Here is an 18010-nt window from a genome sequence, read left to right on the forward strand (position 1 = left end):
CATGGCACTGACAGCAGAACTTGCCAGCCCTGCATTTGATAGCAGCAGGAGCCGGCAAGAAGATCTTACCCACGCTGTTGCACGCATAGAGCGGCTGGGAAAACATCTGTTTGGCGTGTCAGCCTGTATCGTTTATTTACATGTGACGGATGACTCCGGCTCATCTTTAGCTACAGCTGCACATGCGTTTTGTGCGCAACTGGATCTGACGGATGACTTGCAGGTGGTGCCGGAAAAATCGTCGCCATTCCAGGCAGCTCTGGGCAAGATAGATAATCTGGACGTACGCTTTTATGCATTGCAGCCTGTGCGTAATCGCGACGGACAGATAGTCGGCAGGATAGGCCTGATACATGAGCGACCGCGCATGTTCACCGAAGGCGACAAGCACTGCCTGCATGATCTGGTCGCTGTGCTGGAACGGGAGCTGCATGCACATATGTCGTCAGCATCGCCCGCCGCAAAGTAATCAGCTTGAAAATTAATCGTTCCACCTAGAAGCATTAGCCAACTATCCCATGCATTCGAAAATACTCATCCTCGATTTCGGTTCCCAAGTCACCCAATTGATCGCACGCCGCGTGCGCGATTCCGGTGTTTTTTCTGAAGTCTATCCATACGACGTCAGCGATGAGTTCGTACGCAACTACGGTGCCGCTGGTGTGATCCTGTCGGGTGGCCCGAATTCGGTCATCGAAGGCGACGAATCGCCGCGTGTACCGCAAGCCGTATTTGAGCTGGGTGTGCCGGTGCTGGGTATCTGCTATGGCATGCAGGCGATGGCAGAACAACTGGGCGGCAAGGTAGAAAACGGCAAGGTACGTGAATTCGGTTACGCTGAAGTGCGCGCACATGGCCATACCGCATTGTTGAAAGACATCAGCGACTTCACTACAGCCGAAGGGCATGGCATGTTGAAAGTCTGGATGAGCCACGGTGACAAGGTCAATGAAATGCCGCCAGGCTTCAAGCTGATGGCATCGACCCCGAATTGCCCGATCGCCGGGATGGCAGATGAAGCGCGTCGCATGTACGCATTCCAGTTCCATCCTGAAGTGACACATACCGTACAAGGTAAAGTCATCATCGCGCGCTTCGTGCATGAAATTTGCGGCTGTAAATCGGACTGGAACATGCCGGATTACATCGCTGAAGCAGTTGAAAAAATCCGCCAGCAAGTTGGCAGCGACGAAGTTATCCTCGGCTTGTCCGGCGGCGTAGACAGCAGCGTTGCTGCTGCGCTGATCCATCGCGCGATTGGGGATCAGCTGACCTGCGTATTCGTCGATCACGGTTTGCTGCGCCTGGATGAAGGCAAGATGGTAATGGAGATGTTTGCCGAGAACCTCGGCGTCAACGTCATCCACATCGATGCAGTCGATCAGTTCATGGGGCATCTGGCCGGCGTCAGCGATCCGGAAGCCAAGCGCAAAATCATCGGTCGTGAATTCGTCGAAGTCTTCCAGGTGGAAGCAGGTAAGCGCAAGAATGCAAAATGGCTGGCGCAGGGCACGATCTACCCGGACGTCATTGAAAGTGCAGGCAAGGGCAAGAAGGGTCACACCATCAAGAGCCACCATAACGTAGGCGGCTTGCCGGAAACCCTGAATCTGCAATTGCTGGAACCACTGCGTGAATTGTTCAAGGATGAAGTGCGTCAATTGGGCGTAGCGCTCGGCCTGCCACACGACATGGTGTATCGCCATCCATTCCCAGGCCCAGGCCTCGGTGTGCGTATCCTCGGTGAAGTGAAAAAAGAATTTGCCGATCTCTTGCGTCGTGCCGATGCCATCTTCATCGAAGAACTGCGCAAGACCCCATTCGTGGCTACACCAGGCGCATCCGAAGCAACGGACAACGGTATCCCGCACCGCAACTGGTACGATGCGACCAGCCAGGCGTTTGCCGTCTTCCTGCCAGTAAAATCGGTAGGCGTGATGGGCGATGGCCGTACCTATGAATACGTGGTGGCTTTGCGTGCAGTACAGACGCAAGACTTCATGACCGCACACTGGGCGCACTTGCCGCATGAATTGTTGGGCAACGTCTCGAATCGCATCATCAATGAAGTACGCGGTATTAATCGCGTGGTCTACGATATTTCTGGTAAGCCGCCTGCGACGATTGAGTGGGAATAAGCTTTTCAGTCAGACCTGTTTTGGTCGCTGCAAGTAAATAAAAAAGCCCGTGTAATCACGGGCTTTTTTATTGTGGCTAAGAAGGCCTGCCACGCTTGTAGTAGTCGTTACATTGCAAACAGTTGAAATGCAGCTTAGCTTCTCTCAAGTGATCTGCCCAGACTCAACAAGAACTCAACAGCAAGTTGTGTACGCACGGACGCTTGACGCGTCTTTTCATACACGACGGCCAGCGGCGCACCGATACTTTCATAATCAATGAGGACAGGAAGCAGTCGACCTGCATCCAGCGCAGCAGCAACGACATAGTAGGGCGCTTGCAGCAAACCTTGCCCGCCTTCGGCCAGTGCAAGCAGTACGGTGGCGTGATCACTTGCCAATGGTCCGATCGGAAAGTGGCTGTAATGTTGCCCGTTGCGGCTGAAGGTCCATGGGCGGAATTGGCCGCTATTGGCCATCACATAGCGCAGGCATATATGCTGCTCCAGATCTTGCGGCGTCTCGAGTGCGCCGTGTTTTTGCAGATAAGCAGGAGCTGCCACCGTCAGGAAGCGGTGCGCTGGCAGTGCACGTGCTACCAGACGTGAGTCGGGTACTTCTCCCAGCATCACGGCAAGATCGTATCTTTCTGCCGTCATATCCACATGCCTGTCGGTTAGCTTCAATTCGATTTCGAGGCCAGGATATAGCTTCAGCCATGTACTGAGGGCAGGTGCGACGACATACTGCCCGAAACTGACCGGTACACAAATGCGTAGTCGGCCGCGCCAGGGGTGAGACGGCTCTGGCGAGCAGACTGCGCGCATCTTCTATCGTCGTCATACCGTGACGGCAAGCATCGAAGAAGGCTTCGCCATCACTCGTCAAGGTGATCTGGCGCGGCGAACGATGGAAGAGGCGTACGCCGACTTCTGCTTCCAGACGCGCTACGGCTTTGCTGACGGCCGATGGGCTGACTCTTAGCAGGCGAGCAGCACGTGTGAAATTGCCTGCTTCAGCAGCGCGCACGAAGGTCGTGATGTCGGTCAATGGGTCCATATTTATCGTTCCCTGAGTTCATAATTACTTTGAATTTTGCGGTCTTATCATGACAAGTGATCATACCTATAGTGGACTCCTCGCAACTACTCAAGGAGTCTCAAATGCTCAAGTTAATACGTCATTTGTTTTACCAACTCATGTTGTTGTCACCAATGCTTGCTTATGCCAGTGGTGGACATACTTTGCCTCCACAGCAAGCGCCGCATAACGGAAAGTCTGCACTATTGATGATCGAGTTCGTTAATGAGTGGCTGGCACCAGATGGCAAGTTGCGCGGCCTGATGAAGGATGAGCGGCAGTTCAATCGATCGCAGCTGGCGGCACAGCAGGTACTGGCGGCGGCGCGCAAGCAAGGTATGCCGGTGATCCACGCGACATTGCAGCTGTCAGCGGATTACCGCGAATTCGGCAATTTGAGATTTGGCTTGCGTGGCGCGATCCCTAGTGCCAAGACTTGGCAAAAACAGGATAACGGTTGGCAGTTCTATCCCCCGTTCGCGCCGGTATCTAATGAATTCGTGATTAGTGGTCGGGCCGGTGCAAGTGCATTTGCCGCCTCCGATCTGGATAACTATTTGCGCGGTCAGGGTATTACGCGACTCTATCTGGCAGGCTATGCCACTCATGTCTGCATAGAATCGACGCTGCGTGCTGCGCATGATTTGGGATATGAAGCCATCGTATTGAGTGATGCAACGGCGGCTTTTAATGCACAACAACAGATGCATGTTTTGCAGGATGTCGTGCATCACTTCGGTTGGGCAATGTCGACACAACAGTTTGTTGAACGTCTGTCGGACTTGCGACCTCAGCGGATGACGCCGAGTGCGCAATTACGTACGTTGACAGCACCGGGGCCGGAAATCCCGGGGATTTCCGGCGCGGTAGCGGTGCAAGATGGCTTGCTCTTGCTCAGTGGCCACGTCCCTGTGGCAGCAGATGGAAGTGTGCCTGCCACGCTGGAAGGGCAGCTGGAGCAGACTTTCCAAAATCTGGATGAGACCTTGCGTCATGCCGGAAGCAACCCGCAACAGATCGCACGTATGACTTTTTATGTGAGTGGCTATATACCTGAACAGCTGGAGACCATACGAACCGTCCGTGATCGCTGGTTAAAGGGGCATGCACCAGCGAGCGCGTTGATAGGGGGGCAGGCTTTGTATCGGCCGGACGTGAAGGTTGAGATAGATGCGATTGCGGTGCGGCACTGACAAATCTCGCATGCGCAGAAGTTAAAAATCACATGAAAAAGCCCCAATGATGCTTAGTCATTGGGGCTTTTTAATATTTATGCAGTTGAATTGATTCAGAACAAACGATTCACGCTCAACAAGAAGTTACGCGGCGCGCCTGGCATGCTGGTAGAGCGCCAGTAACGTTTGTCCGTCAGGTTGGTAACGGCAAGGGTAACGGTCCAGGGCAGCGCACGATAGCCGACGGATGCATCCCAGCGCGTATAGCCGGAACGCCGCGCTTTATTGTCATCGTTGGCGTAGGTCGGACCACGATAAGTGACACCGGTTTCACCATACCAGTTGGCAGTCGGTACGTAGCGCAGGAAGGCGTTGCCGTTTTTGCGTGCGATACCGCTTTTTTGATTGCCAACCAAAGCAGGATTGGCAAGATTCTTTGTGATCTCTGCTTCTTGCAAGCCTATGCCGCTACGGATGTACCAAGTCTGTGCCAGCTTGCCTGTCAGGCTGGCTTCTATGCCGCGTGAGCGTTCCTGGCGGCCGGTTGCCCAGGTATAAGGATCATTGACGGCATCTGGCTGATAACGGATGTTGTATTTCTCCATGCTGTAGATGGCAAGCTGACTGGAAAGGTTGCCATTCAGCCAGTCACTCTTGACGCCTGTTTCTATCTGACGCGAATACTGCGGTTCGCTATCGTAAATTGCGCTGCTGCCAGTTGCTACGGAGATCATGCCGCGACCGCCATACGGGGCAAAGTTTTTGCTATACGACAGGTAAATGCTATGTGCTTCGACAGGTTGCCAGATCAGTCCGACACGCGGGCTCACAGTGTTGCCGCTGTATCCGCGTTGTTCGTTCTTGATGAGATTGAGTGAGTTAAATGTAAAGCGATCAAAGCGCAGGCCGGCCAGAACTTTCCATTGCGGTGTTATTTCGATCAGATCCTGCAGATAGAGGGCGGATGCATCTGCCTTGTGACGATTCGCCGTTGTGTAAGGGCCAGTAGGAGTTTTACTGTGCGTCCAGACCGGATTGTAAGGGTCTACTCCATACGGATAACGGGATGGGTTAGAGCTGCTTGCTCCTGCTGTTGTGAAACTTGGATTGCGATTTTCTTTCGTGAATTCCAGACCTGCCAGTACGTCGTGTTTGATACCGCCGGTCCGGAATTTGCCTGCGAGATCAAAGGAGTTTGTCAAAGAGGTGTTGTCCGCTTCTTGCCAGACACGAGTAAAGGTTAGCTGTCGTGTCCCCGCATTGTATGTTCCTGCGTACAAATTATCGAAATTCTGGCTGGCTTCATGCAATGCCGAAGTCCATTTCAGCGACCAATCGTTACCGAAGTCATAGGTCAGTACTGAGCGAAACATTTGCATGCGATCTTCCATATAGTCTTGCGGATGCGCATAGGCAGTACGGAAGTCTACGCCTGGAGGCAAGTTGTTGTATGACGGCCCACGGTCTGGTCGGCGCCATACTTTGTCGTAAGTGTACTGTGCCAGCCAGGTGAAGCCCCGCTTGTTGTCATACAGAATACTGGGAGAAATCATTTTGTTTTGATTGGCGATGCCTCGACGGAAGCTGTCGGCTTCTTCGTAGTCGATGGTCAGGCGTGCGGCCAGGTTAGGCGTGATGATGCGATTGAGATCGATGGTGGTGCCACGATTTTTCCATGAGCCGCCACGCAGGCCTACACTGCTGGGACTATCGAAGTTAGCCTGTTTGCTGACGAGGTTAACGACGCCACCACCTTGCCCCCGTCCGTACAGGACAGAGGCAGGGCCTTTCAATATCTCAATACGTTCAACGTTGGCGGTGCTGCGTCGGATTTGTCCGCTGGCACGGGCACCGTCACGATAGATGTCACCAGAGCTTGCCTCAAAGCCGCGTATCGTAAGGCCGTCACCACGTGTGTCGTAAGAGGTATCGATGCCGGGTGTGCCATCGAGCAGGACGCTTAAATCGTTTTGACCGTAGACCTTGGATTTGCTCATTTCCAGGGTGTCTATAGTCTGCGGTATATCTTTGATGTTCATCGCGGTTTTAGTTGCCGTGCTCACTGTTTTGACGCGCGCATCATCGTGGTCAAGTACATCGGGCGAGACATAGACATGGGGGAGAACCTGGTGCGGAATCTTGTTTTTTTCTTCCGCTTCTTTTTCTGTAGACGGTGATGTTGTGGTTTGTGCAGTCACTGCAGTGTGCGTGCAGGCCATCGCAACAGCCAGGGCGATACGTTTGATTTGTAGATGCAAATGGGTAGGCGGCATAAGGTTTTCTCGGATGGTTCTTTAGCGGTGTCGAGGCATGTATTCAGGACGAATTAACTGTCCTTTCTTGCTGGTCAATCCTCTCTTGTAAATGAGAATCATTATTAATAAATGAGTTGGCAATATAGCTTGAATGACGGTCCCAGATGCTTGAGATAGTTCCGTAAAGAGCAGTGGGTGGCGCAAGCCGGTCAGGCATGCTGTCGCAGCGACAGCTATGTGCAGATGGGGAATCGGGATACGCGCGGACACTTTCCCAATAAAAAAGCCCCGATGACTAGTCGTCATTGGGGCTTTTTATGGCGCGTTGATTTCTTACCAGCGATGCGTATAGCTAATCGCAAATGTCGTACCGGCTGCAGGCAGGCGGCTGTTGTTGTTACCACTGCGTACCAATTGGCTGTATAGCGGCAGGTAGTATTTATTGAACAGGTTTTCTATGCCCAGCGTGATGGAATCTTTTTTGCTCAGCTTGTAGCGCGATACCAGATCCACTGTGTAGTAGCCGTCTACGTTAGCGCGTGCAAATTGCGTTTTGCCATCGGCCAGGCGATAGTCTTTAGCTGCGAACCATGTGAATTGCGCGCGATTGCTCCAGCGTTCGTTAGGCTGGTATTGCACATACGCGGTGACTTTGACCGGCGGGATGCGATAGCCGGTCATTTGCTGGTCCTGTTTGGCTCCTTGCGGCAATTCGCGTCCCTGCATCCAGGTGAATGTGCCGCCGCTTACCCATTTCTCGTTGTCGCTGTAGTAATCGACCGTGGCTTCAACGCCGTTGATTTTTTCGCTGGTGCGTGCGAGCACGAGTCCATTGTTGAATGATTGCACTCCGCCCAGATCCGAGCTGGAACGGAATAGTGCGAAGGTAGCCACGGTATTGCTGAAGCGCCCGCGCCAGCCCAGTTCGTAACTATCTGTTTTTACCGGTTCCAGTTGCGATGAGTTGATATTGAAGGAGGCATTTGCATTGCGTAATATCACACCGATGTCCGGCAGGTCGAAGCCCTGACTGACGGATGTATAGAATTCCTGCCCCTTGACCGGTTTGAATGTCAGCCCGGCGTTATATACGACGGCATCGTAGCTGACCTTGCCGCCTTTGATCGTGGTCGGGCTTGCCAGTTTGGATTGGGACAGCGGCTGGAAGTCGTTGAACGATGCGCTGGCTTTTTCGTAACGCAAACCGCCTTCGGCCGACCATTGTTCATTGAATTTGTATTGCAACTGCGCGAAAGCACCCATGCTGCGTGTGGTGAGCCACGGCATGTAAGTACGTTGTCCGGTTTTGCGGAATACCAGGCCGCCGCTGGCATCGTAAGCAGCCGGATCAAAGACATCCAGCGGCATGTTGCTACGTTCCTGGATGAAGTCTGCACCCCACAACAGTTTGGCTTTTTGGCCGCTGCCCAAAGGTGTATCCATGGTCAGGCGGCCGCCAAAGACTTTGTTGTTTTGCATGACCTGATCGATATTGTTGCCACGGTTAACGTTGGCGCGTGCATCGAACGGAGTGAAGCGCGTGAAGTTGTCGCGGCCATACAGCAGCGCAGAGAGTGAACTACCCAGGATGTCCTTGTGTTCGTAGTTGGCGCTTAGCAAAGTGTTTTCCACCTCGTTCTGATTTGCCAGATTCAGGCCCTGTATGGCACGCGCTGTCGCTGTGCCTATCGGCGTGCTGGCGATCTTCGGATCGGTGGCGTAGTCGGTATTTTGTTTCGCACGCAAGTAGCTGGCGGAAAGTTGCAGGCGTTGATTTGCATCGATGCGGAAACCCAGTTTGCCGCCGAGACTGTAAGTATTCGAGTCGAACAGATCACCCTGGCTGGCATCCGGTGCAATGCGGTCACCGTGCGCATCGTAGGAGCCGCCTATGCGACGGTACGAAGCATCGACTTCATAGTCGACCACATCGCCTTTGCCGGAAAAGTAATGTTGTACCTGTGCGCCCAAACCATCCTTGTTGAGTCTGGACAATGAACCGTTCATCGATATCGTGGTTTCCGCTATCGGTTCGCCACCAGCCGGACGCGTACTGACCGAAATGATGCCGCCGCTGGCGCCGCTGCCGTAGATAGAGCTGCTGCCACGCAGTACTTCTATCCGGTTAATACGGGCAGGATCGATATTGACCAGATTACGTGATGAGTCGCGATTGGTATTGAGCGGAATCCCGTCTACCAGTATCAGGGCGTTACGGCCACGCAGCGTCTGACCGTAGTCGGTCAGCGAGCGACTGGAGTCCGACAAGCCTGGTACGGCTTTGGTCAGCATGCTGCCTATGCTGTTGGGTGAAATGGCGCGCAGGTCGTTCAGTTCCTGGTCTTCGATCACTGTGATCTGGCGTGCGGGTTGCGCCACACTGCCACCCATGCGTTCGTCGGTGACGACGACGGTAGGCATCACGGTTGCATTATCTGGTGTGTTGGCATCACTGATTTCGCCGGCGCTTTTACGGCGGATGCTTAATGCGCCTCCCGGCGTGGTTTCAGTCAGCAAGTCACTGCCAGCCAGTGCCTGGCGTACTGCTTCACCCGAAGAAATGCGGCCATTGATGGCTGGTGCCTGGCGCCCGCTGATGAGACCCGGATCGGCAATGATGGTGCGGCCGCTGAGCTGGCCTATGCGGGTGAGTGTGGTGCTGAGTGGTCCTGCAGGGATATTGAACTGTACAGCGCTAGTCGCGGCAGTCGTCTCTGCGGCTTGTGCCCATACAGCGGATTGGGTGCAGGCGATAGCAACGGCAAAGGCGATGCGACTCAGCTTTAAGCGAGGAAGGTGTAGATGCTGCATGTATAAGTCCCTTATGGTTGGTTTTCACTAACCATGTGGAGCGAAGCAGAAAAACCCCTCATGTTTTTTAAAATAAATTGTTGATCGGGCTAGGCAGACATGAGATCTATGGTGATCAGCCAGTTACCGTACTGCTGCATTTGCAGCGGTAAAGCATGTACCAGCGTGCGTAAAGTATGGGCTGGATTGTCGAGCGGGAATACGCCGAAGGTACGTAGCGCGGCTGCCTGTGGCGAGATGCGGATATAGCCGCTGTAATATGGTTTGAGCGCTGCAATGATTTCAGCCAGGCTGGCATTTTCCACGGCCAGCATACCGTCAGACCACGCAGCCAGGGCGCCGGCGTTGCCGCTGATACGATTTGCGGAAGCTGAATCGAAGACCGCGCCTTCACCTTCACGCAAGCGTAGTTGCTGGCCATCGCGTGTGCGCAGGTCTACGCTGTGTGCCAGCACGACTACCTGCGATTGTGTATCGCGCTGCTGGACCAGGAAGCGGGTACCCAGTGCCCGCACCATGCCGTGTGCGGTCTCGACGATAAAAGGGCGGTTGCTATCGGGTGCGACACTGGCGATCAGTTCGCCGGCACGCAAACGCAGCTGACGGGTGTGTTGGTTGAAATCGACGTCGGCTGCCGAGCGTGCGTTGAGTTGTACGCTGCTGCCGTCTGCGAGTGTAAATGTTTGTCTTTGTCCGGTACCGGTTTGCAGGTCGGCCATGAGTTGGCCTATGGCGAGCTGCCGTTCTGCCAGCAAAGCGGTAGCGCCGCTTACGCCAGCGAATACGAGTGCGCCGCGCAGCAGTTTGCGGCGGCGTGCGCTAAGCAAGGTGCGTTGTGCCGCCTGCAGCTGGCCTGGTGTACGCAAACCGACGTCGCGTACGATTGCAAGCGAGTCATTCAATAAGCCGGCGACGCGCTTCCACGCCAGTTCATGTGCCGGATCGGCGGCCTTCCATAGTTCAAAGGCGCGTTGTTCAGACGCGGTCATGGTGTCCGACTCAAAACGGATTAACCAATCCACTGCCGCATGGACGATATGGTCATTGCTTGTGTACGTGCTGCCGGCCGGATTCATGGTGCCCATTTCAGGCATTCCAATATCGCGCGTTTCATATGGCGTTCGACAGTCGCGAGGGAGATGCCCATGCGCTTGGCGATTTCCGGATAAGTCAGTCTATCCAGACGGCTATATAGAAATGCTGTTTTGACGGGCAGCGGGAGTGCGTCCAGCGCGCGATCGATTTGTTCTATTGCTTCTATCAGTACGGCGCGTTCTTCGGGCGACAGGGCAACCGCTTCAGGCTGCAGCATCAGTGATTGCAGATAGGCTTTTTCCAGGTCCTGCCGACGCCAGAGATGAAACAGTACGCGTTTGGCGATAGTCGTGAGGAAGGCGCGAGGTTCTGCTATGACTTCAGGATGTTTGTTTTCCACCACCTGCGCAAAAGTTTCCGCAGTCGCATCTTCCGCATCGGCGCGACTGGACAAGCGGCGCTGCAGCCGGGTGAACAACCACGGCTGATGTTCGATGTAAAGCTTCTCGATAATGGAGGTCGGCGGAAGGTGGTTCACAGCAGGATCCGTGTGAGGGATAACAGATGTATCTGGGTAATGCGCGTAAATGAGAATGATTATTATTGAATGGCAACCCGGATTAGCTCAATATCTGGATGCGCTGATCAGAATATTTGGCAGAAAGTGTTGCTAATCGTCCGCAGGTCAGCTTTGATTTACAAAGGTAATTCGCGCACTTATTTGATATTGCGCAAATCAGATCCTGCCTATAAGCGGCACAATCCATATCAGATTGCATATGTCCGACATAAGGAATCGCATATGTGTATATCGGCCTGCAATGTGAGAATCGGAAGCCTGAGGAAGGTCACAGCTCCGATGCGATGAACCAATAATTGAAGGAGAAGAAATGAAAGTATGGAAACCAGCACTCGTATTGATGATGGCAGGCTTGAGCGGCCAGGTAATGGCGGCAAATTGTTCAGTTGAGATCAGCAGCAATGATGCCATGCAGTTCGATAAAACCAGCATTTCGGTACCGCAAAGCTGCAAACAGTTTACGGTCAAGCTCAAGCACAGCGGCAAGATGGCCAAAAACATCATGGGCCATAACTGGGTGCTGACCAAGACAGCAGATATGCAAGGTGTGGCCAGCGATGGTATCGCGGCCGGACTGGACAAGAGTTACCTGAAGGCGGGTGATGCACGTGTTATCGCGCATACCAAGGTGATCGGTGGCGGCGAGAGCGATACGATCAGCTTTGCACCATCCAAGTTGAAAGCAGGTGAGGCCTACTCCTTCTTCTGCTCCTTCCCCGGTCATTCGGGCATCATGAAGGGCACAGTACAAGTGACGAAGTAAGTCCGTTGTACAGGTCGCTGACGAATAGTGTATTTGTCAGCGACGCATCATTCCGCTTTGTTTCAAAATTAAATTCGACAAACAAATTCACTCAGTTAAAAGTTAAGTCAGCCGGTATGCTGTTTGGACTGCGCGACATTTGATAGCTATACCAGAGGCTTTGAGCAATTCTTTGTGCCGACGTATAGGCACGTTCACCCATGGCCTGATTCGGCTGTTCTTTTGTGGTTTCCAGAAACAGGGCCAGCCAGCGCTGGAACAGTGCTTCATCCAGGTGCGGCAAGGCGATATGCTTTTGCATTGGTGTGCCACTGTAGCGACCACTGCCGCGCAGGATAGACGACCAGAAATCCACCAGCTTGTTTAAATGATGCTCCCAGTCATCGACCAGGCCATTGAAGATAGGTCCCAGTATCTCATCGCGCCGGACCTTGGCGTAAAAGGCGTGTACCAGTGTTGCGACTTCGTCGTCAGTGCATAGATCTTCTGCAGGCACTTTATTCTCCAGATGAATGATGGTTAGAACTCATTTTACAAATATCCGCGAGTGCGAACGCGGATATTTGTGAAATGAGTTCTAGTCAGCCGTATGTATATGATAGACCGCGTCCTCTTCCTCTATTAACGCTTAGTCTGTAACTGCCGGAATTGATCTGGCGCAAATTCTCATGACTGACCTGCGGCTTTGAATATGTCCTGCAGCCATTCGGTAAACACGCGTATACGTGCTGATAGCTGGCGGTTTTGTGGATACAGCACGGAAAGTGGCATGCGCGGAGGTGGCGTGTCTGGCAGGATCAGTTGCAGGCGACCATCCTTTAATTCCTGCTCGATGTGGTAACGCGGCATTTGCACGATGCCGATGCCGGCAAGCGCGCAGCCAGCGTATACCGCGGCACCAGTCACCGAAATGGCGGTGGGTAATACGGTGGAGTGCATGCGACCATCCACCATGAATTCCAATGGAAAAGGTTTGCCGCTGGCGCTGGAGATGTAGTTGACCGCTTTGTGCCGCGCGAGGTCTTCTATGCTGCGCGGCTGGCCGTATCGGGTCAGGTATGCCGGGCTGGCGCAGGTCACCTGTTCCAGCATCGCGACGCGACGTGCGATCAGTGATGAATCCTGTGGTGTGCCGCCGCGTAGTACGCAATCTATGCCTTCGCGCACCAGATCGACCAGACGATCACTTTCATCCATATGCAGTTCCATGCCCGGATAGCGCGCAAAGAAAGCTGGCAGGGTCGGCACCAGGAAGTGGGCCGCGACCGTCCCTTGCACGCCGACGCGCAGCAAACCTTTGGGCGCGGTATTGCGGAATGCGCCGTCAGCTTCTTCGATGTCGGTTAACAGGCGTACGCAACGCGTGTAATACGCATCGCCATCCAGTGTCGGTGTCACCAGTCGCGTCGTGCGGTTCAGCAGGCGGGAACCCAGGCGTTCTTCCAGGCGCGTCATTGCATTGGTGACGGTGGCGCGCGGCAGTTGCAAGTCTTCGGCAGCCTTGGTGAAGCTGCGCCGCTCCATGATGCGCACGAAAATCTGCATTTCCTGGATTCTATCCATGATTTACGGCCTTATTGTTGGTAAATATCGAATAATGATGTCGATTTTACCCTGATTATCTTTTGTTTTGTTTGTTGCACACTCTCGTCACTCCCACTCATTAAGGAAGCAGACCATGAGCAAGCAAGCAAAAAAAGTAGCCATCATTACCGGTGCATCGCGTGGCATAGGCGCGGCGATTGCAGAGCGCCTGGCCAGCGACGGGTTTGCGGTTGTTATTAACTACGCCAGCAGCGCAGGCGAGGCCGATGCCCTGGTCGCCAAATTGCAGGCCGCGCAGCATGAAGCGATAGCGGTGAAAGCGGATGTCGCCAATTCCGCAGATGTGCGCCGCCTGTTTGATGAAACAGAACAGAAGCTGGGCAAGGTCGATGTGCTGATCAATAACGCCGGGATTTTGCAGATGGCTGCATTGGCGGACACCAGTGATGAATTGTTTGAGCGTACGTTCAGTATCAATGTGCGCGGCACTTTCAATACCTTGCGTGAGGCAGCAACGCGTTTGAATGACGGCGGTCGGGTGGTGAATTTTTCCAGCACCACAGTAGCGATGAATTTGCCTAACTATTCGGTCTATACCGGCAGCAAGGCGGCGGTCGAAGTGTTGACGCCCATCTTCGCGAAGGAAATGCGGGGTCGTAACATTACCGTCAATGCAGTGGCGCCGGGACCGGTTGCGACGGACCTGTTTTTCAATGGCAAAACCGAAGCGCAAATACAGCAGCTCGCCAATATGCCGCCATTGCAAAGACTGGGGCAGCCAGACGATATCGCTGCAACCGTGTCCTTCCTGGTTGGGCGTGATGGTGGCTGGATTAATGGTCAGGTATTGCGCGCGAATGGTGGCCTGGCATGAAGTTGTAATCGCCGGATCAGTGTTGCGGAGTTATTCACGGTCTGCGTGCGGCGCTAAAAAACGTGAAGATAAAAAGCATCGCTTCCTGTCGGAGGCGATGCTTTTTTTATTTCTCTTATTCTTAAAATGAATATCGTAAAGCACCTAAATTTGATGTGGCGCAAATGTTGGAATTTTCAGCGCGCGATAATGATCGCCATGTTGTGACGCAGTCAACGGCTGTGCACGACTAAGAACTGATATGGCTTAACCACCTCCATCTGATCCTGTTTATGCAGGCAGGCCGGGCGTATGCTGTGTTCCACCCCATCGAATAAGATGTAATGAAATAAGTAGGACCACACAAGAGTGTGGCAATGCGTAATAATGCAAGGCACTATGCATACCAAACCAGCCGCTTTCCAGCGATTGCGATCCGGTACAGGATTCGAGGTCGGAAGTTTGCTGCAAGTCTTTGCATCCTTGCTGTGGTTGCCACAAGCCGGTTTGTTGGCCTATGCACTACAGCGATTGATGGATGGTGCCGGTATTGCTGCAGTCTATCTTCCTGCTGTCCTGATTTTTATCCTTGGTTTGGTACGTGCTGTCTGTGACGCTGCAGGTGTGCGTCGCATATTCAAAACAGCGCGTGCTGAATTGTCCCTCATGCGTGAGCAGGTCGCTGCATCGCTGGCTGCACGTTCACCGCTGGATGCCGCCAGACCTGCGTCCGGTCTCGCTGCCAGTGTGATGGCCGAGCAGGCCGAAGCTGTCATTCCTTATCTCACCCGTTATCGTCCGGCCCGGCTACGCACCATGATTGTGCCGCTTGCCATCCTCATGGTCGTTACCCCTTTGTCCTGGATAGCTGCGCTGGTCCTGCTGATTGCCGCGCCATTGATTCCGATGTTCATGGCACTGGTAGGCTGGCGCGCGAAAGCGGCGAGTGAAGCGCAGATGGTGGAGATGGGTGGCATGAATGCCTTCCTGCTGGATCGCTTGCGCGGCCTGGCGACCCTGCGCACGCTGGGTGCTATCGAAGCGACTGCGTTGCGTTTGCATGCGTCAGCACAAGCGTTGCGCATGCGTACGATGGCAGTGCTACGTATCGCCTTTATGTCGTCGGCGGTGCTCGAATTGTTTGCGGCACTCGGTGTTGCCATGGTGGCGGTGTACATCGGTTTTCATTTATTGGGGCAACTCGAATACGGTGCCTGGGGTACACGCCTGACCCTGGGGCAGGGTGTGTTCATTCTCTTGTTGTCTCCGGCTTTCTTTGAGCCTTTGCGTGAGTTGTCTGCGGTCTGGCATGACAGGGCGGCGGGTGATGCTGCGTTGGAAGCACTCGATAATTTAACTGCAGACGGTTTGCTGTTGCCGGATGCAGGCACAACGTCAAATGAAGCTGTAGCCGCGACGGTGCATGCTGCGCCGACAGTTACTATCCGGCAGTTGTCCTTTGCGTATCAGGGTAGTCATGCATCGGTATTTGATTGCCTTGACTTGCAGATCGCTGCCGGTGAGCGTGTCGCCGTCATGGCTGCCAGTGGTGGCGGCAAATCCAGTTTGCTTGCTTTGATTGCCGGCTTGTTGCCGCTGCCACAGGGGAGCATCGCTATCGATGGCGTGCTCTTGTCTGCGCACAGTGCGGCTGGTTTGCGCAAGCGCATGGCGTGGATAGGACAGAAGCCGCATATCTTCGCTGGTTCGGTACATGCCAACGTGGCCTTGCGTCGGGATGGTGTCAGCGCAACAGATGTTGCCGCCGCGTTGAAATTTGCCGAACTCGAAGGTGTCGCGCAAGCGCGTCCAGGTATCGCACTGGGCGAGGGCGGTGCTGGCTTGTCCGGTGGCGAAGCAGTGCGTCTGGCACTGGCACGTGCAGCAGCTGATCCGCATGCTGATTTACTGCTGGTCGATGAACCGACCGCGCATCTGGATCAAGCCACTGCGCTACAAGTGAGCGACGCCTTGCTGCAACTCGCCCAGGGTAAAACCATGATTGTGGCGACGCACGATCCGGTACTGGCAGCGCGCATGGATCGCGTCATCTTGCTGCAGGCGGAGGAGCAAGCATGATCCTCTGGCGCGATCTTGCTCCGGTACTGCGTCTGTTTGCTGACGCCTGTCGCAATAAATTGTTATTGGGGGCGCTGCTGGCAGCCACCACCGTACTGTCCGGCATGGCTTTGCTGGGTTTGTCGGGCTGGTTTATTACCGCCACCGCGATTGCCGGTCTGAATACGACACTTGCATTTACCTTTGATGTATTTATGCCGTCCGCAGGTATACGGCTGTTGGCACTGGGTCGTACTGCCGCGCGCTATGGCGAGCGACTGGTGACGCATGACGCGACGCTGGAAGTCCTGGCGAGTTTGCGTGTGCGTCTGTTCCGCGCCTGGGCGCGGCCGCAGGCAGCGCGTCGCTTGCTGGCACGACCCGCGCAATTGCTGTTTCGCCTGACTGGTGACATAGATGCACTGGATTCCTTGTACTTGCGCGTACTGGTGCCGCTTGCATCTGCATTGTGTGCGGCGCTGGCACTCGGCGTGGCGCTGGCCTTTTTGCAATGGTGGCTGGGTCTGGCATTGGCAGCATGGCTGATTGTCACGGGTTTGCTGATTGCACTGATGGTTGCGCGCAGGGCGCAACCGGACGCGCGTCGCCGCAGTTATGCGCTGGAAGCACTGCGTGCGCGCAGCATCGATCTGGTCGCCGGCCAGACTGAGTTGATCATGGCCGGGCAACTCGATGCGCAGAAGCATGCACTGGCCGTAGCGGACCAGCACCTTGCGCGTGCGGATGATGCCTTGAACCGGCTTGAGGCGCAGGCCGGTATGGCTTACAGCATCGTCGGCACCATCACGCTGACGGCCACCTTGCTGCTGACGGCAGCCCTGGTCAGTACTGGTGTGCTGAATGTGCCGCTGGCGGCACTGGCAGTGTTACTGGTGTTGACGGCGACCGAGCCGTTTTCTGCATTACGTCGTGGTGCGCTGGAACTGGGGCGTACCGTTCTGGCAGCGCGCCGTCTCGGTACGCGCATACAGGCGACAGACGAAGGTGCTGCGGCGATGCCGCGACCACCCGCTGGCCTGGTGCTGCAGTTGACGAATGTCAGCGCACATCCTGCTGGTGCAGATGTCCATGCCCAGGAGGCCAATATCCTGAAGAATATTTCGCTGGCATTGTCGGCCCGTGAGCGCGTGGCCTTGATCGGTGCCAGCGGCGCCGGTAAATCCACTTTGCTGGCCTTGATCGCTGGCGAACTGTCGGCACGCTCCGGCAATGTTTGCGTGGCCCCGCATAGCTTGCTGACGCAGCGTACCGAATTATTTCAGGACAGCTTGCGCGACAACTTGCGCGTGGCGGCTCCGGATGCCGACGATGCACGGCTGTGGGAGGTACTGCACAGCGCCGGGCTGGCTGACGATGTTGCAAATATGCCAAATGGGCTGGATACGCGCCTGGGCGAGGGCGGGCTTGGCTTGTCTGGCGGGCAGTTACGCCGCCTGGCGCTGGCGCGGCTGTTACTCCGGGATGTGCCGCTGTGGCTGCTGGATGAGCCTACCGAAGGGCTGGATCAGGCCACGGCGCACGATGTTTTACGAGGTCTGGATACGCTGGCCGCAGGGCGCGCTTTCCTTCTGGCAACCCATGTACGGCGTGAAGCCGAACTCGCAGACCGCTTGGTTTGTTTGCAACATGGGCGTATTGTTGCCGAAGTGAAGCGTAGCGATGCAGATTTTGTAGGTGTGTTGAACAGTTTGCGGCCGGATTAAACACCGGGGTAAAC

Annotated in this window: 14 protein-coding genes and 1 pseudogene; 7 read left to right on the forward strand and 8 right to left on the reverse strand. The window is 54.7% G+C overall.

All coding sequences use genetic code 11. From position 1 onward, the window contains the following. Window position 1: 1 nt before the first annotated feature. On the forward strand, window positions 2–469 hold the full coding sequence (locus DBR37_RS08095; RefSeq protein WP_233588308.1) for a GAF domain-containing protein: 468 nt from the start codon (window positions 2–4) through the stop codon (window positions 467–469). 49 nt (window positions 470–518) lie between these two features. Then, window positions 519–2138 (forward strand): glutamine-hydrolyzing GMP synthase, encoded by a 1620-nt coding sequence (gene guaA, locus DBR37_RS08100; RefSeq protein WP_124573926.1) that lies wholly within the window; start codon window positions 519–521, stop codon window positions 2136–2138. Window positions 2139–2272: 134 nt separating this feature from the next. On the opposite strand, the gene DBR37_RS08105 is transcribed toward guaA, so the two are convergent. Both DBR37_RS08105 and DBR37_RS17400 read right to left on the reverse strand, forming a co-directional pair. Beyond that, on the reverse strand, window positions 2273–2944 hold the full coding sequence (locus DBR37_RS08105; RefSeq protein ID WP_124573927.1) for a substrate binding domain-containing protein: 672 nt from the start codon (window positions 2942–2944) through the stop codon (window positions 2273–2275). Between the two features lie 55 nt (window positions 2945–2999). Further along, window positions 3000–3176: pseudogene (locus DBR37_RS17400) on the reverse strand (LysR family transcriptional regulator); the annotation flags it as partial. A 104-nt stretch (window positions 3177–3280) separates the two neighbouring features. Between DBR37_RS17400 and DBR37_RS17255 the strand changes: the two are divergent. Next, entirely contained in the window at window positions 3281–4390 is a 1110-nt protein-coding gene (locus DBR37_RS17255; protein WP_233588309.1) for an isochorismatase family protein, read from the forward strand. A gap of 95 nt (window positions 4391–4485) precedes the next feature. Here the strand turns inward: DBR37_RS17255 and DBR37_RS08125 are convergent, their stop codons facing one another. From DBR37_RS08125 to DBR37_RS08140, 4 genes are all read right to left on the reverse strand, one after another. Continuing rightward, window positions 4486–6645 (reverse strand): TonB-dependent siderophore receptor, encoded by a 2160-nt coding sequence (locus tag DBR37_RS08125; RefSeq protein WP_199739065.1) that lies wholly within the window; start codon window positions 6643–6645, stop codon window positions 4486–4488. Between the two features lie 315 nt (window positions 6646–6960). Then, entirely contained in the window at window positions 6961–9438 is a 2478-nt protein-coding gene (locus DBR37_RS08130) for a TonB-dependent receptor (protein ID WP_124573928.1), read from the reverse strand. A gap of 89 nt (window positions 9439–9527) precedes the next feature. Next, a complete protein-coding gene (locus tag DBR37_RS08135) occupies window positions 9528–10523 on the reverse strand; it encodes a FecR family protein (protein ID WP_158610238.1) in 996 nt (331 codons plus the stop codon). Then, window positions 10511–11011: a sigma-70 family RNA polymerase sigma factor gene (locus tag DBR37_RS08140; protein WP_199739066.1), complete on the reverse strand. Its 501-nt coding sequence runs from the start codon at window positions 11009–11011 to the stop codon at window positions 10511–10513. Before DBR37_RS08140 ends, DBR37_RS08135 begins: the two co-directional genes overlap by 13 nt. A gap of 352 nt (window positions 11012–11363) precedes the next feature. On the opposite strand from DBR37_RS08140, the gene azu reads away from it, so the two are divergent. Further along, window positions 11364–11816, forward strand: a complete 453-nt coding sequence (gene azu / locus DBR37_RS08145; protein ID WP_124573931.1) for an azurin — start codon at window positions 11364–11366, stop codon at window positions 11814–11816. A gap of 91 nt (window positions 11817–11907) precedes the next feature. On the opposite strand, the gene DBR37_RS08150 is transcribed toward azu, so the two are convergent. Further along, the gene (locus DBR37_RS08150) at window positions 11908–12312 is read right to left on the reverse strand and encodes a group III truncated hemoglobin (protein ID WP_124573932.1); all 405 of its coding nucleotides are present in this window, start codon (window positions 12310–12312) and stop codon (window positions 11908–11910) included. 170 nt (window positions 12313–12482) lie between these two features. Then, window positions 12483–13379 (reverse strand): LysR family transcriptional regulator, encoded by an 897-nt coding sequence (locus DBR37_RS08155; protein ID WP_124573933.1) that lies wholly within the window; start codon window positions 13377–13379, stop codon window positions 12483–12485. Window positions 13380–13494: 115 nt separating this feature from the next. Here DBR37_RS08155 and DBR37_RS08160 point away from each other — a divergent pair, with 115 nt between their 5' ends. The 3 genes from DBR37_RS08160 (at window position 13495) to cydC (ending at window position 17996) form a co-directional block, all read left to right on the forward strand. Beyond that, window positions 13495–14235 (forward strand): SDR family oxidoreductase, encoded by a 741-nt coding sequence (locus DBR37_RS08160; RefSeq protein ID WP_124573934.1) that lies wholly within the window; start codon window positions 13495–13497, stop codon window positions 14233–14235. 378 nt (window positions 14236–14613) lie between these two features. Beyond that, window positions 14614–16293 carry a thiol reductant ABC exporter subunit CydD gene (cydD, locus tag DBR37_RS08165; RefSeq protein ID WP_233588310.1) on the forward strand — a complete coding sequence of 560 codons (1680 nt, stop codon included), beginning with the start codon at window positions 14614–14616 and terminating at the stop codon, window positions 16291–16293. Beyond that, window positions 16290–17996, forward strand: a complete 1707-nt coding sequence (cydC, locus tag DBR37_RS08170; protein WP_124573936.1) for a thiol reductant ABC exporter subunit CydC — start codon at window positions 16290–16292, stop codon at window positions 17994–17996. Before cydD ends, cydC begins: the two co-directional genes overlap by 4 nt. The last annotated feature ends 14 nt before the right edge of the window (window positions 17997–18010 follow it).

The sequence above is a fragment of the Herminiimonas sp. KBW02 genome, assembly GCF_003852535.1.
GTDB lineage: Bacteria > Pseudomonadota > Gammaproteobacteria > Burkholderiales > Burkholderiaceae_D > Oxalicibacterium.

Excerpts from the sequence above, each read along its gene's own strand:
- DBR37_RS08095 (WP_233588308.1), top strand. The coding sequence starts at position 2 with ATGGCACTGACAGCAGAACTTGCCAGCCCTGCATTTGATAGCAGCAGG.
- guaA (WP_124573926.1), top strand. The coding sequence starts at position 519 with ATGCATTCGAAAATACTCATCCTCGATTTCGGTTCCCAAGTCACCCAA.
- DBR37_RS08105 (WP_124573927.1), bottom strand. The coding sequence starts at position 2,944 with ATGCGCGCAGTCTGCTCGCCAGAGCCGTCTCACCCCTGGCGCGGCCGA.
- DBR37_RS17255 (WP_233588309.1), top strand. The coding sequence starts at position 3,281 with ATGCTCAAGTTAATACGTCATTTGTTTTACCAACTCATGTTGTTGTCA.
- DBR37_RS08125 (WP_199739065.1), bottom strand. The coding sequence starts at position 6,645 with ATGCCGCCTACCCATTTGCATCTACAAATCAAACGTATCGCCCTGGCT.
- DBR37_RS08130 (WP_124573928.1), bottom strand. The coding sequence starts at position 9,438 with ATGCAGCATCTACACCTTCCTCGCTTAAAGCTGAGTCGCATCGCCTTT.
- DBR37_RS08135 (WP_158610238.1), bottom strand. The coding sequence starts at position 10,523 with ATGGGCACCATGAATCCGGCCGGCAGCACGTACACAAGCAATGACCAT.
- azu (WP_124573931.1), top strand. The coding sequence starts at position 11,364 with ATGAAAGTATGGAAACCAGCACTCGTATTGATGATGGCAGGCTTGAGC.
- DBR37_RS08155 (WP_124573933.1), bottom strand. The coding sequence starts at position 13,379 with ATGGATAGAATCCAGGAAATGCAGATTTTCGTGCGCATCATGGAGCGG.
- DBR37_RS08160 (WP_124573934.1), top strand. The coding sequence starts at position 13,495 with ATGAGCAAGCAAGCAAAAAAAGTAGCCATCATTACCGGTGCATCGCGT.
- cydD (WP_233588310.1), top strand. The coding sequence starts at position 14,614 with ATGCATACCAAACCAGCCGCTTTCCAGCGATTGCGATCCGGTACAGGA.
- cydC (WP_124573936.1), top strand. The coding sequence starts at position 16,290 with ATGATCCTCTGGCGCGATCTTGCTCCGGTACTGCGTCTGTTTGCTGAC.